Source organism: Rhodococcus sp. Z13_19A (genome assembly GCF_058133575.1).
In genome coordinates this window covers 1,134,719-1,148,661 of the sequence record NZ_JBYUNN010000001.1, presented here as the reverse complement: position 1 = coordinate 1,148,661, position 13,943 = coordinate 1,134,719, and the positions used below count along the sequence as shown (strand labels likewise).

The following is a 13,943-nucleotide window of genomic DNA, read 5'->3' as shown; positions in this document are numbered from 1 at the left end:
CCGCGGGTGGGGCAGCGGCGCAGTTCTGGGGTTCAGCCTGAGCACGTTACCGGTCCAAGCCCCCGGTCATGCGTAGACAGAGATTCCAATCACGACGAGCCACGCGACCGCGAGCACCTGCAGGACCCGGTCGCGCAGCGCGATCTCCTCGGGCTCCCCCGCCACGCCGCCGTCGACGTCCACGGCGTAGCGCAGCACGGCGACGGTGAACGGCACCATCGAGATGACCGACCAGACCGAGTCGCTGGTCTCGTTGAGCTGGAAGGCCCACAACCCGTAGGACAGGATCACGGCGGTGGCCGACATGGTCCAGACGAAGCGCAGGTAGGTGGAGGTGTAGCTCTCCAGCGACTTGCGGATCTTGCCGCCCGTCTGCTCGGCCACCCGCATCTCGGCGTAGCGCTTGCCGGAGACCATGAACAGCGAGCCGAAGGCCGCCACCAGCAGGAACCACTGCGACAGCTCCAGACCGGCCGCCACGCCACCGGCGATGGCCCGCAGCAGGAAGCCCGAGGCCACGATGCAGATGTCCAGCACGGGCTGGTGCTTGAGCCCGAAGCAGTACGCCAGCTGCACGGCCACGTATACCGCGATCACCACCAGCAGCTCCCAGGACGCCACCAGCGACAGCGCCATGCTGGCCAGCAGCAGCACCACCGCCAGCACGTAGGCCAGGCGCACCGGAACCACCCCGGCCGCGATGGGCCGGTGGCGCTTGCGCGGGTGGGCACGGTCGGCGTCCACGTCCATCGCGTCGTTGACGAGGTAGACGCCGGACGCGGCCAGGCAGAACGCCAGGAAGGCGATCGCGGCATCGCCGAGGATCGACAGCTCGCCGACCTTGCCTGCGGCGACCGGCGCCGCCAGCACCAGGACGTTCTTCACCCACTGCCTCGGTCGGACGGCCTTGAGCAGGCCGGCGGGCAGCGACATCGGGGCGGTGGGTGGGCCCGTGACAGTGGTGTCTGGTGTGCTCATCGATCTCCTCCTGGAAGGCCATGTCGATCTTGCGCCGTGAGGAGCGCTTGGGCGGTAGCCGCGCCCAGGGCAGCACCCACGAGCACGTCGGAGGGGTAGTGGACGCCCAGGACCAGCCGGGACAGCAGCATCGGTGGCACCAGCAGCGCCGGCAGCGGCAGGCCGGTGAGCCGGCCCAGCAGCACGGCAGCGGCCGCGGTGGACGTGGCGTGCGAGGACGGGAAGCTGAGCTTGCTGGGCGTGGAGACGCCCACGCGCACCGACGGGTGGTCGGGCCGGGGACGACGGACCACCCGCTTGACGGCGATGGAGACCGCATGGGCGCCGACCGCCCCCACCGCGGCGCTGGCCCACCGAGCACGGCGGGGCCGGTCCAGCACGGCGCCGGCGCCAGCAAGAGCCACCCAGCCCAACGCGTGCTCACCGAAGTGCGACATCGCCCGAGCGCCGGCGAGCACACCGGGCCGGTGGGCCAGGTTCCGCTGCACCGCGGCCAGCGCGCGGACCTCGACGGCGCTCACGGCCCTGCCGCCACGGGTACCGGCGTGACCCGCACCGAGGACGACTTCGGCCCGTGTCGGCGCAGCCACACCCGGGCCGGCTCCTCCACGAAGCGGTAGAAGAGGTGACCCAGCAGCACAACCAGCAGCAGCACCTGCGGAATGAGGAAGGTGGCCAGCGCGGTGCCAGGGGCCAGGGAGGATCGCAGAGCCATCTCCGTCCAGAAGATCTCGAACACCGGCACGTGCACCAGGTAGATGCTGAAGGAGATCCGGCCCCCGTGCACCATCCACGGGTGCGCCAGCACCTTGGCCAGACCGGTCTGGTGCAGCGCGAGGCCGGCGACGAGCACCGGGAACATCACCACGACGACTCCGCCGTAGCCGCCCTGGGGCGCGCGCCAGGAGGCCCACAGCAGGCCGAGGACGATCTCCACCAGCGCGATCGCGGTCAGCAGCGGGGCATAGCGCCGCAGCCGGGAGGCCGCGCCCACGTTGCGCACCGCCAGGTAGGTCAGGGCACCGGCCAGGAAGCCACAGCTGATCCGCAGCAGCCAGGCGTAGCGCAGACCGGCCTCCTCGCCGGTGTAGCTGAGGTAGGCGAAGGGGACCATGACGGCCACCGCGAGCGCCCCCAGCACCGGGGCGGGCAGCCGGCGGACCCGGTAGAGCACCAGCACCAGCAGCGGGAAGGCGAGGTAGGCGGCCCACTCCGCGCTGATCGACCAGGCCGGGCCGACGAAGGAGACACCGTCGAAGTACGGCTGGGTCCACAGCTGCACCATGAGCAGCTGCTGCAGGTAGCTCCACACGGTCAGGTCGGGCTGGACCGTCTGGTAAGCCAGGTACCCGTCGGTCACCCGGGTCTGCTTGTAGAGCAGCCAGCCCAGGAACAGCGTGGTGACGGTGGCGTAGACCGGCCAGATCCGGCAGATCCGCGCCCACAGGAACACCAGTGCTGCCCGCACCCGCAGCCGCGGGCCCACCTTGGTCAGGTAGGTGAGCGTGATCACGAACCCGCTGAGCACGTAGAACAGGTCCACGCCGAGCGCCCCGGAGGACACGATCGGGCGCAACGGCTCCCAGAAGCGGGTGTAGGCGTCGCCGGGGGTGAACTGGAAGTGGAACACCACCACCCACATCGCGGCGACGATGCGCAGGCCGGTCAGCGAGCGGATCTCCCCGCCACCGCCGACGGTGCCCGTGGGCGCCGCTGCGCGCTGGGCGGTGCCGGCTGGCGCACGGTTGCCGGAGTGGCCTCCGCTGCGCGACCGGCTCCCGCCGCCCGACCGGGTGCCGGTGCCCGCCGTGGGGTCCTGGAGAGGACGATCCGCAACCTGCCCGGTTGCGTCGTCAGCCATTGAAGATGCGACGCCAGGACTCGTGGGAGGTCAGTGCAGGCAGACCCTGGCGGTAGGTCTTGCTCAGCCGCGGGAACTCCCGACGCAGCTCGGCGTGGGCACGCACCGACTCCCCCAGCAGCTTCCAGAACGTCTTGGGGTTGCGCTTGCGGTAGGCCACCCCGCGGCCGTCGGCAGTGGCCACCGTCGCACCGTCCAGGCGCGCGAGCAGGAACCACCGCGCATCCTGGGCAGCGATGTTCAGCTGCGGGTTGTGGTGGTGCTCCTCCTTGACCGGCAGCACGTTGTGCACCAGCGAGGCGGCGAGGGTGGCGCCGATGGTCACCGGGTTGGTCGGCGGCTTGAGGAAGCGCTCAGCCTTGACCGCGTCCATGGACGGCAGGGGCAGCGCCCGCGAGGAGGCCAGCACCTTGCCGTCGTCGAACTCCGACCGGGCCGAGCGGACCTCGCCGAGCGCGGTGGGCAGCTGGTCGAACAGCGCGTCCGGGCCCGCCAGGAAGTCGCGGATGGCGAGGTTCTGCAGGGCCACGGTGGAGTACTCCAGCGACAGCAGGTGCTTGATGGTGCTCTTCATGCTGTGCTGGATCATCCCGCCGCCGCGCTTGTACTTGCTGTACAGCGAGGCGACCACCAGGCGGTTGCGCAGGTGGAAGTAGGCCTGCCAGTCGGTGGCGTCGTCCTTGTCCGACCAGGGCATGTGCCAGATGGCCACGCCGGGCAGGGTCGCGGTCGGGTAGCCGGCCTTGCCCGCGCGCAGGCCGTACTCGGCGTCGTCCCACTTGATGAACAGCGGCAGCGGCAGCCCGAGCTCCTCGGCCACCACGCGCGGGATGAGGCACATCCACCAGCCGTTGTAGTCCACGTCGATGCGCCGGTGCATGCGCGCGGTCTGGCGCAGGCTCTTCTTGGCGAAGTCGTGGTCGTACTCGACGTTGGGGGCCGCGCGCCACATGAACTTGTCGCGGTCGACGACCTCCCCCATGGAGTGCAGGTGCGAGCGGGCCTGCAGGTTGAGCATCTGCCCACCCACCAGCGTGGGGCGCTCGGTGAACCGGGAGAAGGCCACCGCCCGCAGGATGCTGTCCGGCTCGATGACGATGTCGTCGTCCATCAGCAGGATCTGCTCGCAGCTGGTGGTGTTCAGCGCCTCGTACATGCCGCGGGAGAACCCGCCGCTGCCGCCGAGGTTGCCCTGGTTGTGGATGCGCAGGCGGTCGCCGAGCTGCGCCGCTGCCGCGGGGAACTCGGCGGCGTCGACCACCTTGCGGTTGCCCTGGTCGGCGACGAATACCGCGTCGACGAGGTCCAGCACGGCGGGGTCCTCACCGATCGCGCTGAGCGCGGCGGCGCAGTCGTCCGGCCGGTTGAACGTGGTGATGCCGATGGCGACCGAGGCGCGCACCGACGACTCCTGGGCGGCGAACCAGGCCGCCTCGTGCAGCGTGACCGTGCCCTCGTCGGTGGTGACGTCGAACCACAGCCAGCCGCCGTCCTCGAACGGGGCCAGGTCGAGCGCGAACTCCAGGGTGGTGTCGTCGGTGGCCGTCACGACTGCGCCGTCGGCGTGGATGATGGTGGCGTCGGCCTTGGACCGGTAGACGTCCACCCGGCACTTGCCGCTCAGCTTGAGCTGCAGCACCACCTTGTCCAGCACCGTCCAGCGGCGCCAGTAGCTGGCGGCGAAGGCGTTGAAGTAGGTCGCGAAGGACACCTCGGACTCCGCGGGCAGCTCCAGCGCAGTGCGGCTCAGCGCCCGGGAGCGCTTGCGGTTGGTCTCGTCCTCGTCCAGGTAGAGCGCCCGCAGGTCGAGCGGGTCGCCGCTGCGCGGAAGGATGACGCGCTGCAGCAAGGACACCGCCTGGGTGGACTCGGTGGTGTCGGTGAGCTGTTGGGTGGCGGTCATCTGTAGATCAGTCCTCCGGCGTCTCTGAAGCCTCGGCGAGCGCCCGGCCCTCGGTGAAGTGCGGGGCCAGCGTGTTGTCGAACATGGAGAGCGCGCTGGCGATGGCCATGTGCATGTCAAGGTACTGGTAGGTACCCAGCCGTCCGCCGAAGAGCACGCCCTTGCGGGCGGTCTCGGTCTTGGCCAGCTTGCGGTAGGCCGCGACCTTGGCCCGGTCCTCCGCGGTGTTGATCGGGTAGTACGGCTCGTCCCCGGACTCGGCGAAGCGGGAGTACTCCCGCATGATCACCGTCTTGTCCTTGGGGTAGTCCCGCTCCGGGTGGAAGTGCCGGAACTCGTGGATGCGGGTGTAGGCGATGTCGGTGTCGGCGTAGTTCATCACCGGGGTGCCCTGGTAGTCCCCGACCGGCACGACCTCCTGCTCGAAGTCCAGCGTGCGCCAGCCCAGCTCACCCTCGGCGTTGTCGAAGTAGGCGTCCAGCGGGCCGGTGTAGACGATCGGCGCGTCCGGGCTGGCGGCGACCAGCTCCTCGCGCACGTCGAAGAAGTCGGTGTCCAGCCGGACCTCGATCAGCTCGTGGTCGGCCATCTTCTCCAGCCACGCGGTGTAGCCGTCGACCGGCAGGCCCTCGTAGGTGTCGTTGAAGTACCGGTTGTCGAAGGTGTAGCGCACCGGCAGCCGGCTGATGATCTCCGCGGGCAGCTCGGTGGGGTCGGTCTGCCACTGCTTGGCGGTGTAGCCGCGGAAGAACGCCTCGTACAGCGGGCGCCCCACCAGGGAGACGGCCTTCTCCTCGAAGTTCGCGGCCTCCTTGCCGTCGATCTCCGCGGCCTGCTCGGCCACCAGCGCACGCGCCTGGTCCGGGGTGAGGTACTTGCCGAAGTAGGCGCACATCGTCGCCAGGTTCACCGGCATGGAGTACGCCTGGTCCTTGAACACGGTGAACACCCGGTGGGTGTAGCCGGTGAAGTCGGTGAACTGGTTGACGTAGTCCCACACCCGCTGGTTGGACGTGTGGAACAGGTGGGCGCCGTACTTGTGGATCTCGATGCCCGTCTCCGGCTCAGGCTCGGAGTAGGCGTTGCCCCCGATGTGGTGGCGGCGGTCGAGCACCAGCACCCGCTTGCCCAGCTGGGTGGCGGCACGCTCGGCGATCGTCAGCCCGAAGAAGCCAGAGCCGACGATGATGAGGTCGTAGCGCTGATCTGCCTGCACACTTGCCGCGTCAGAGGAAGAGGTCACGGGGACCTAGGGTAACGGACGTCCGTGTGCCAGCGACCCGGCGCGCGCAGGCTCCTGCGCAGATGCACCCCCGCCACCCACCACGGCGCCACTTTGACCAGCGTTCTCCTTGTGCCCGTTGCGTGTAGGTTTTCCGAATGAGCCACGACGAGCCGCCGGACACCACCGGTGAGGAGTACACCGAGCGATTGGTGAAGCTCAGCACGCCTCGGTGGAAGCAGGTGCTGGACGTCCAGCGGCCGTACCGGTGGAACCTGCACCGCCTGCTCGGGCAGCGCCGCGTCCTGGACGTCGGGTGTGGAATCGGCAGGAACCTGGTGGCCCTTTCCCCTGGCAGCGTGGGGGTGGACCACAACGTCGACTCAGTGGCGCACTGTCGGGCCCTGGGCCTCTCCGCGCACACCACCGCCGAGCTGCCATCCGCCGCTGATCTCGGGTCCTTCTCCGGCCTGCTGCTCGCCCACGTGATCGAGCACCTCCCCCCTGGCGAGGAGGCGGCGATCGTCGGGGCCTACCTGCCGTACCTGGAGCCGGACTCGGTCGTCGTGCTGATCTGCCCGCAGGAGCGCGGCTTCGCCACCGACGCCACCCACACCACCTTCTTCGACATCGACGCGCTGACCACGCTCGCTGAGCAGCTCGGCCTCGTCGTCACCAGGACCATGTCATTCCCGCTGCCCAGGTTTGCCGGGAAGGCTTTTCCCTACAACGAGTTCGTCGTGGTCGCGCGCACCCCGGCCGGCTAGCCACCCTGCCTCACAGCAGTCGGTGGACCAGCCGCCAGTAGACAGTGACGCCGGCGTTGACCACGCGGGTGGCTGCGGCTGAGCCGACGACGTGCGGGTCCAGCCTCGACGTGAGAGTCGACATCCACTCCGCGTCGGGAACCTGCGCCTCAGCCCGCATCGCTGCCCGCCGGCTGAGCAGGTGGTCCCGGTGCCGCCACAGCCACACCCAGCCGCGGAGCTTGTGGCGTCCCCAGCCCTGCATCACCGCCTGTCCCAGGATGCCGATCTCGAGCACTACCAGCAGCGGCGCCAGCAAGGCCAGAGCTCGTGCTGGCCACGTGGTGGCCAGCAGCATCAACCGGTTGCGCTCGATCAGGTACATCTTGGTGGGGTTGCGGGAGAACTCGTAGTGGTGGCGGGCGATCGCAGTGGGCACGCAACGCGCCCGCAGCCCCAGACGCCGACACCGCAGGCTGAGCTCGGTGTCCTCCAGGTAGGCGAAGTAGGAGTCGTCGAAGCCCCCCAGCTGCTGCCAGAGCGAGCGGCGCAGCAGCAGCGCAGCGCCGCTGGCACCGGTGACGTCGTAGGGGGCAGTGCGGTCCTCCCGCTCGTCCAGCCGCCCCGCCCAGGAGACACCGAGGACGTGCACCGGGTTGCCGGCACTGTTGATGAGCTCGGGCCGGTCGGCGAGCCGGACGCTGGCCATCACGGGGCCCACCTCGGGCTGGGCCGCCTCGGCCACCAGCTGCGCCAGGGTGCCGGGCTCCAGGAGGCAGTCCGAGTTGACCAGCGCCAGGTACTCGTCCTCGAGCTTCTCTGCCCCCAGGTTGCACCCACCTGCGAACCCGGTGTTCGTGCCCGGCCGCAACAGCGTGACCCCGGGACGGTCGACCAGCTGGTCGAGGTCCGCTCGCGTGCAGCCGTTGTCCACCAACACCACCTGCACGGCTACGCCGGTGCTGGCCAGTACCGAGTCGAGGCACTCCGCCAGCCAGGGCTCGTCCTGCCACGCCAGCACCACTACGCCGACCGATGGTGTTCTCACGCGTGTTCCTCCTGATCACCTGCTGGCAGCTGCGCTGCCGGGCTCGAGCCACAGCGAGCGGCGCAGCCGGACCGCGCATCGCCACCAGCAGCACTGCGCAGCTGGCCAGCCGCCAAGCACCGCCGCCGGGCAGCCTCACCACGCCGGGCCCGGGGCACGATCATGTCGCCAAGGGTGCGGCGCACGGCGGCCGGGGTAGTGCGCGGGAGAGCAACCGGCCACCAGCGGCCACCACGGAAGGAAGCGTGCCTGCAGCAGACTCCACCGCCACAACGACTGCTTTGCTCCCCATGGACAAAGGGCGGCCAGGCTTGACCTGCGGGAGGGCCTTCGGGGACCGAGGAACGGACCTGCGCCGCCCTTCACCAACAGCCACGCCCATCAGGCGCGTCAATACCCTCCCGGTGCAACGCTTCCCGCATCCGGCCACCGGCACTGGGCCGCCACGGCCGCGGCCGGGTGGGCGGGTTGGAGGGGTGTAGGTTGTCTCGCGCCGGCGCAGTGGGCAACCGTTTCGAGGGCTCTGCGCCGCGGCTCCCACCGGTCAAACCTGACTAGGGTCGACTGAGGCAATCGATGGTGTGCCTCCGCCAACGGCGGGCTGGACACTCGAGCGAAGGAATGTTTTGGCTCCTGTTCTTGGTGTGCTCCTGGTCACCGCGCTCATCCTGACGCTCCCGGGTCTCGCAGCCGGAATGGCGGTGGGTCTGCGCGGGTGGATGCTGCTCGGATCAGCTCCCGCTCTGACCTTGGGCGTTGCCGGAGTCCTTGCGCTCGCCACCTCGACACTGGGGCTCGCGTGGGCGCCCTGGGCAGCAGCAGTGGGACTGGCGCTGCTGTGCATCCTTCTGCTCGTGCTGCGCCGACCGTGGCGGACCCGTGGCGCGGACGCACCACGGCAAGAGGCTCGCCAGGAGGCTCCGAGCTGGCGGCCCGCGGACCACCTCGTGGTGACGCTGACGGTGCTCGCCGCCGGAGCCTGGGCCAGTGCGCTCGTCCTTCGCGCCACGAGGCGCCTCACCGCCGTACCGCAGGGCTGGGATGCAATGTTCCACGCCTCAGCAATCAGGCGCATTGCCGAGGTGCAGGACGCGGATTCCGCGGTGCTCAACGTGATCAACCAGCCAGATAAAGCTGATTACTACTACCCGGACGTCTATCACGCGCTGGGCGCACTGGTGAGCGACCTCCTGCCCATTTCGCCTCTCGAAACGCTCAATGCCTTCTCGGTAGTCATGCCCGCCTTGTTTTGCCTCACCATGGTCACGCTTGCCCGAACGGTGTCCACCCGTCCGGCGGTGACCATTGCCGTCGTGCTGCTCGCGACCTTCTCCACCTACTTCCCTTTCGGCACCATCGTCTACGGTCCGCTGTACCCGTACACGCTGGCACTCGTGGCGGTCCCTGCACTGATCGCCGCGCTCGACCGAGTCATCATCCAGCCAGCCGTAGTCACTGTCCTGACTCTCGCGCTCATCTTCTCCGGCATCATGGCCACCCACCCCTCGGTGGGGCTTGGCGCAGCACTGTGGTGCTTCCTGCACGTCCTTGTTCGTGCCGCCACCTTGCGGCGAGCCGTGGTTCCAGGCCTCGTTGCTCTTGCTGTCGCCGGTGCAGTCACCGCAGTGTTGGCCTACCCGGTTCTGGGCTCGCTGGTCTCGGGGGCGTCCGAGGCCACCGGCGTGGACTGGCCGGCCATCACCACACCTGGTTCTGCGATCGGAATGCTCACCACTTTCCACTTCGGGCTCACGTCACCCATGTGGATTCTCGCCCTGCTGTTCTTCGTGGGAATGGTGGTCAGTGCGCGAACCGTGACCATGTGGGCGCCCCTCGGGGCTGCGGCGATCTACCTCGTCATCTTTGTGCTTGCCGCCGCCTACGACACCGACTGGGCCCTCTCCATAACCTCGCTGTGGTGGGACACCACGCAGCGCCTGGCCGCGTTGTTCGCGCTACCGGCAATCCTGATCGCCGGCGTCGGCCTGGTGGCCGTGCGCGACCGGCTGCTCGCGCTGCTGAAGCCGCACTGGGGAAGGTTCCGCGGCCTCAGCTGGTCCATCGTCCGCCCGGCCACCTTTGGGGTCGCTTTCCTGGCGATCTGGATCACCACTGGTTTTGGGTACGGCTCGGTGCAGCTGGAGCAGCTCCGTTCCGCATTTGGGAACGGCCCCACGCTGTCCGCCGGCGAACAACAGGCACTGGAGTACCTGGCGACGGTCCACGATGGTTCCACCGTGCTGAACGATCCCTATGACGGCATGGGATGGGGTTATGCCCTCAACGACATCGACATGGCATTTCCCACCCCGATTGGCGGAGACTCGAACGTCTACGGGCGGGACCGGCTGTTGCTGATCCGATTCTTCAACCAGATCGACATCATGCCCGAGGTGCGCCAAACGGCGGCGAACCTGCGGGTCGGCTGGGTCGTGGTCGGCGAGGGCTTCGTCCCTCCGCACAAGGGTCGTCAGCCGGGTCTGCTCGCCCTCGATGGCGTCCCGGGCCTGACGAAGGTGTTTCAGAACAGCGAGGCGGTGATCTACCGGTACGACTCCCGTGACGGAGTCACGCCTCCAGCTCAGGTGCAGCCGTCCTCGTCGGAGATGCAGCCGGACACCGGCCGGTAGCTGCAGTTCTGCGGGGCGTCGTGCTCAGCGTGGCGCACCAGGGCGAGCAAGCGACAACACCCACTGCGGTCTCATGCCGCCTGGCCACTGAGGACGGTCAGCTCCACCAGCGCTCGAGCACCTGGGCCAGCCCGTCCTCGGTGTGCGAGCCGGTCACCTCGTCGGCCGCGGCCAGGGCATCCGGGTGCGCGTTGCCCATCGCCACCCCGTGGCCCGCCCACCGCAGCATCGGCACGTCGTTGGGCATGTCGCCGAACGCGATCACCTCGGTCTGCGCCACCCCGTGCTGCGTCGCCACCCGGCCCAGGCCGCTGGCCTTGGTCACCCCCGGCGCGGACAGCTCCACCAACCCGTTGTTGGTGGAGTAGGTCAGGTCCACCGCGCCGTCGAACAGCGGCAGCAGCCGCTCGGCCATGTCGGCGCTGGCCATCTCGCTGTGCCGCACGAGCACCTTCACCGCCGGCTCCGACGTCAGCTCGTCCGAGCTCACCTCGGTGTTCTCCGGGTTCAGCCAGGCGTGGGCGTAGCCAGGGGCGGTGACGAACTGCGGGGTGGCCGAGTCGTGCGCACCGACGCGCTCCGCCGCCAGGCCGCACCCCGGGATCGCCTCCCTGGCGATCTCGGTGGCCCGCTGCAGCAGCGCCACGTCCAGGGTCTGCGAGTGCAGCACCCGCTCGGTGGCCGTGTCGTAGAGCACCGCGCCGTTGGCGCACACCGCCAGCGGCGCAAAGCCCAGCTGGTCCACCACCGGGCCCACCCAGCGCGGCGGGCGACCGGTGACCAGCACGAAGGGCACGCCGTCCTGCCACAGCGCCCGCACCGTCGCCAGGGTGCGGGGGGTGATGTCGTCGTTGCGGTCCAGGAGGGTGCCGTCGACGTCGGTGGCCACGAGCCGGGGGGTCTGCACGACCGCCATCATGCCGTGTCGGTCGGGACGGCTACCGTCGCCCACATGCGCGTCGGAGTAGTGCTGCTGCCCCAAGCCCGCTGGCACGGCCCGGACGGGGCCGCCCAGCAGTGGCGCCGGGTCGAGGAGCTCGGCTTCGACCACGCCTGGACCTACGACCACCTGTCCTGGCAGTCGCTGGTGGACGAGTCGTGGTTCGCCACCGTCCCCACCCTCAGCGCCGCCGCCCTGGTCACCTCCCGCATCCGGCTGGGCACCTGGGTGGCCTCCCCGAACTACCGCCACCCGGTGCCCTTCGCCAAGGAGCTGCTGAGCCTGGACGACCTGTCCCAGGGCCGCTTCACCCTCGGCCTGGGCGCCGGTGGCACCGGCTTCGACGCGCGGGTGCTGGGCCAGGAGCTGCTCACCCCGGGCGAGCGGGTGCGCCGCCTCGCCGAGTTCACCGGGCTGCTCGACGAGCTGCTCACCCAGCCGGCCACCACCGCCACCGGCGAGCGCTACGCGGCAGTGGACGCCCGGATGCTGCCCGGGTGCGTGCAGCAGCCCCGGCTGCCCTTCGTGATCGCGGCCAACGGGCCGCGGGCGATGCGGGTGGCCGTCGCGCACGGTCAGGGCTGGGCCACCACCGGCTGCACCGACCCGGCCGACGGCCAGCAGGCGTGGTGGCGCGGAGTGGCGGGGCTGGTGCGGCGCCTGGACGACCTGGCCGAGGGGCGCGTGCTGGAGCGCTACCTGAACCTGGACTCCGCGCCGGTGTACTCGTTGAGCTCGGTGGCGGCGTTCACCGACGCGGCGGGCCGAGCCGGCGAGCTGGGCTTCACCGACGTGGTGGTGCACCACCCCCGGGCTGAGGGCATCTACTCCGGCGACGTGGCCGTGCTCGAGGCAGCGGCAGAGCTGGCATCCTCCGGCGCATTGGGGGCCTGACCGGTCACCACCGCCACCACCTGCTCGTGGTCGTAGGTGTAGCTGTCGAAGCGGAAGCTCAGCCCGGTGGCCTGCACGTGCTCCATCCAGGCGCGGTGCTCGCCCTGCTGCCAGCCCGGGTAGTTGAAGTACTCGTCGAAGAGCACCACCGAGCCCTCGCGCAGCCGCGGCCCGATCAGCTCCAGCGCCGTGACGGTGGCGGAGTACAGGTCGGCGTCCAGGTGCAGGAAGGCCACCGGCTCGTCGTTGTCGGCCAGGAAGCCGGGCAGGGTGTCGGCGAACAGCCCCACCACCAGCTCGGCTCCGGGCACCTCCGGTGGCTCGTCCTGGGCGAAGGCGCCGGCGGGAAAGCCGGTGCGCCAGTCCTCGGGCAGGCCGGTGAACACGTCGAACCCCACCACCCGGCGCTCGGGCAGCAGCTCGCGCATCAGCCGGAGGGTGTGTCCGCCGCCGACGCCGAGCTCCAGGGCGAGGCCGGGTCCGGTCACCAGCCCGGCGGCGTGGCGCAGCGTCTCGTCGGGGTGCGGGAACGTCGGCACGGTGGGCATGTGCTCCAGCGCGAACGCCGCCGACTCCGTCGCGGCCCGCACCTCCGCCCGGTAGTGCAGGTCTCGCCGCGCGCGCACCTCGACCTGGCGGAGCTTCTCGTGCAGCACCCCCAGCTCGGTGCGCACGTCGGCCAGCGTCTCCGCCCGCGCGCTGTCCGCGGCGAGCGCGGTGACGTCGGTGTGCAGCTTGGCGATCTCCGCGCGCAGCAGGCCCAGCTCGCGGCCCAGCTCCTCGTGCCGCTCGGTCTGCCTCCCGTCCTGCTCCTGCGCCTGCTGGTCCAGGACCTCCCGGAGCGCGCGCTGCAGCTTGGCTCGTGCGGCGTCCCGCAGGCCCATCAGGCGTCGGAGCTCGGGGCGGGGGCGATGGTCGGGGGCAGCTTGCCCTTCTTGCGCAGCTCCTCCATCTTGGCGCGCCGGGCCGCCACCTTCGCCTTGGTCTCCTCGCGGTCGAGCGCCTCGGCGTCCTCCAGCGTGGGGGCGCCACCACCCAGCGACGCCGGCACCCAGAAGGCGCCCTTCGGGTGCTCGGGGTAGGCCGCGCGCACCTTCTCCAGCTGCGCGCTCATCTGGGTGTGCAGCTGCTTGGTCACCGCAGCGGGGTTTCCCTCGGCCGAGACGGGCGGCTCGATGTCGATGTGGATGGGGGTGTTGGTGCGGCCCAGCCGCTTGGGGTGGCCCTTGGTCCACACTCGCTGGGACCCCCAGATGATCATCGGCAGCAGCGGGACCCCGGCCTCGGCCGCCATCCGCGCCGCGCCGGACTTGAAGCCCTTGAGCTCGAAGCTGCGACTGATGGTGGCCTCGGGGAACACGCCGATGATCTCGCCGGCCCGCAGCGCCTCCACGGCTGAGTGGTAAGACCCCGCCCCGGCTGCGCGGTCCACCGGGATGTGGTGCATCCCACGCATCAGCGGCCCCGCCACCGGGTGCTCGAAGACCTCCTGCTTGGCCATGAACCGCACCAGGCGCTTGGCCGGCCGAGCACCCAGGCCGGCGTAGGTGAAGTCGAGGTAGCCGACGTGGTTCATCACCAGCACGGCCCCGCCCACGCGCGGGACGTTCTCCGACCCGGTGACGGTGAACTTCAGGCCCTGGGCCGCGAACATGCCGCGGGCGAAGGTGATGACCGAGTCATAGACAGGTTCCACGGCAATGAGGCTAGCGGTTGCCGGT

The 13,943-nt window shown here is 70.1% G+C and carries 12 protein-coding genes; 3 read left to right on the top strand and 9 right to left on the bottom strand.

The features are described from left to right. Nucleotides 1-66: 66 nt before the first annotated feature. Genes AC3YNX_RS05355 through glf form a run of 5 tightly spaced genes read right to left on the bottom strand, consistent with a single transcriptional unit; the run spans nt 67 to nt 5,985 of the window. Nucleotides 67-978, bottom strand: a complete 912-nt coding sequence (locus AC3YNX_RS05355) for a decaprenyl-phosphate phosphoribosyltransferase (RefSeq protein ID WP_127781684.1) — start codon at nt 976-978, stop codon at nt 67-69. Beyond that, entirely contained in the window at nt 975-1,499 is a 525-nt protein-coding gene (locus AC3YNX_RS05350) for a phosphatase PAP2 family protein (protein ID WP_489994815.1), read from the bottom strand. Before AC3YNX_RS05350 ends, AC3YNX_RS05355 begins: the two co-directional genes overlap by 4 nt. Then, a complete protein-coding gene (locus AC3YNX_RS05345) occupies nt 1,496-2,839 on the bottom strand; it encodes an acyltransferase family protein (RefSeq protein WP_489994814.1) in 1,344 nt (447 codons plus the stop codon). The genes AC3YNX_RS05350 and AC3YNX_RS05345 overlap by 4 nt, the downstream gene beginning before the upstream one ends. Next, nucleotides 2,832-4,742 (bottom strand): glycosyltransferase, encoded by a 1,911-nt coding sequence (locus AC3YNX_RS05340; RefSeq protein ID WP_489982362.1) that lies wholly within the window; start codon nt 4,740-4,742, stop codon nt 2,832-2,834. Before AC3YNX_RS05340 ends, AC3YNX_RS05345 begins: the two co-directional genes overlap by 8 nt. 7 nt (nt 4,743-4,749) lie before the next feature. Beyond that, the gene (gene glf / locus AC3YNX_RS05335; protein WP_127781680.1) at nt 4,750-5,985 is read right to left on the bottom strand and encodes a UDP-galactopyranose mutase; all 1,236 of its coding nucleotides are present in this window, start codon (nt 5,983-5,985) and stop codon (nt 4,750-4,752) included. A gap of 137 nt (nt 5,986-6,122) precedes the next feature. Here glf and AC3YNX_RS05330 point away from each other — a divergent pair, with 137 nt between their 5' ends. Continuing rightward, nucleotides 6,123-6,731, top strand: coding sequence for a class I SAM-dependent methyltransferase (locus tag AC3YNX_RS05330; protein WP_489982361.1), 609 nt, complete (start codon nt 6,123-6,125; stop codon nt 6,729-6,731). Nucleotides 6,732-6,741: 10 nt separating this feature from the next. Here AC3YNX_RS05330 and AC3YNX_RS05325 read toward each other — a convergent pair whose 3' ends face one another. Beyond that, nucleotides 6,742-7,758 (bottom strand): glycosyltransferase family 2 protein, encoded by a 1,017-nt coding sequence (locus AC3YNX_RS05325; RefSeq protein WP_489982360.1) that lies wholly within the window; start codon nt 7,756-7,758, stop codon nt 6,742-6,744. Between the two features lie 644 nt (nt 7,759-8,402). Here AC3YNX_RS05325 and AC3YNX_RS05320 point away from each other — a divergent pair. Next, entirely contained in the window at nt 8,403-10,388 is a 1,986-nt protein-coding gene (locus tag AC3YNX_RS05320; RefSeq protein ID WP_489994813.1) for a DUF6541 family protein, read from the top strand. Between the two features lie 97 nt (nt 10,389-10,485). Here the strand turns inward: AC3YNX_RS05320 and AC3YNX_RS05315 are convergent, their stop codons facing one another. Then, nucleotides 10,486-11,304, bottom strand: coding sequence for an HAD family hydrolase (locus AC3YNX_RS05315; RefSeq protein ID WP_489994986.1), 819 nt, complete (start codon nt 11,302-11,304; stop codon nt 10,486-10,488). 36 nt (nt 11,305-11,340) lie between these two features. Here AC3YNX_RS05315 and AC3YNX_RS05310 point away from each other — a divergent pair, with 36 nt between their 5' ends. Next, nucleotides 11,341-12,222, top strand: a complete 882-nt coding sequence (locus AC3YNX_RS05310) for an LLM class flavin-dependent oxidoreductase (protein WP_489994812.1) — start codon at nt 11,341-11,343, stop codon at nt 12,220-12,222. On the opposite strand, the gene AC3YNX_RS05305 is transcribed toward AC3YNX_RS05310, so the two are convergent. Both AC3YNX_RS05305 and AC3YNX_RS05300 read right to left on the bottom strand, forming a co-directional pair. Beyond that, nucleotides 12,153-13,106, bottom strand: coding sequence for a class I SAM-dependent methyltransferase (locus AC3YNX_RS05305; protein ID WP_489994811.1), 954 nt, complete (start codon nt 13,104-13,106; stop codon nt 12,153-12,155). The two genes, AC3YNX_RS05310 and AC3YNX_RS05305, sit on opposite strands and share 70 nt — an antisense overlap. Then, the gene (locus AC3YNX_RS05300; protein WP_127781666.1) at nt 13,106-13,918 is read right to left on the bottom strand and encodes a lysophospholipid acyltransferase family protein; all 813 of its coding nucleotides are present in this window, start codon (nt 13,916-13,918) and stop codon (nt 13,106-13,108) included. The genes AC3YNX_RS05305 and AC3YNX_RS05300 overlap by 1 nt, the downstream gene beginning before the upstream one ends. Between the last annotated feature and the right edge of the window lie 25 nt (nt 13,919-13,943).

Coding starts and splice junctions, on each gene's coding strand:
- AC3YNX_RS05355 (WP_127781684.1), bottom strand. CDS start 978: ATGAGCACACCAGACACCACTGTCACGGGCCCACCCACCGCCCCGATG.
- AC3YNX_RS05345 (WP_489994814.1), bottom strand. CDS start 2,839: ATGGCTGACGACGCAACCGGGCAGGTTGCGGATCGTCCTCTCCAGGAC.
- AC3YNX_RS05340 (WP_489982362.1), bottom strand. CDS start 4,742: ATGACCGCCACCCAACAGCTCACCGACACCACCGAGTCCACCCAGGCG.
- AC3YNX_RS05330 (WP_489982361.1), top strand. CDS start 6,123: ATGAGCCACGACGAGCCGCCGGACACCACCGGTGAGGAGTACACCGAG.
- AC3YNX_RS05315 (WP_489994986.1), bottom strand. CDS start 11,304: ATGGCGGTCGTGCAGACCCCCCGGCTCGTGGCCACCGACGTCGACGGC.
- AC3YNX_RS05310 (WP_489994812.1), top strand. CDS start 11,341: ATGCGCGTCGGAGTAGTGCTGCTGCCCCAAGCCCGCTGGCACGGCCCG.
- AC3YNX_RS05305 (WP_489994811.1), bottom strand. CDS start 13,106: ATGGGCCTGCGGGACGCCGCACGAGCCAAGCTGCAGCGCGCGCTCCGG.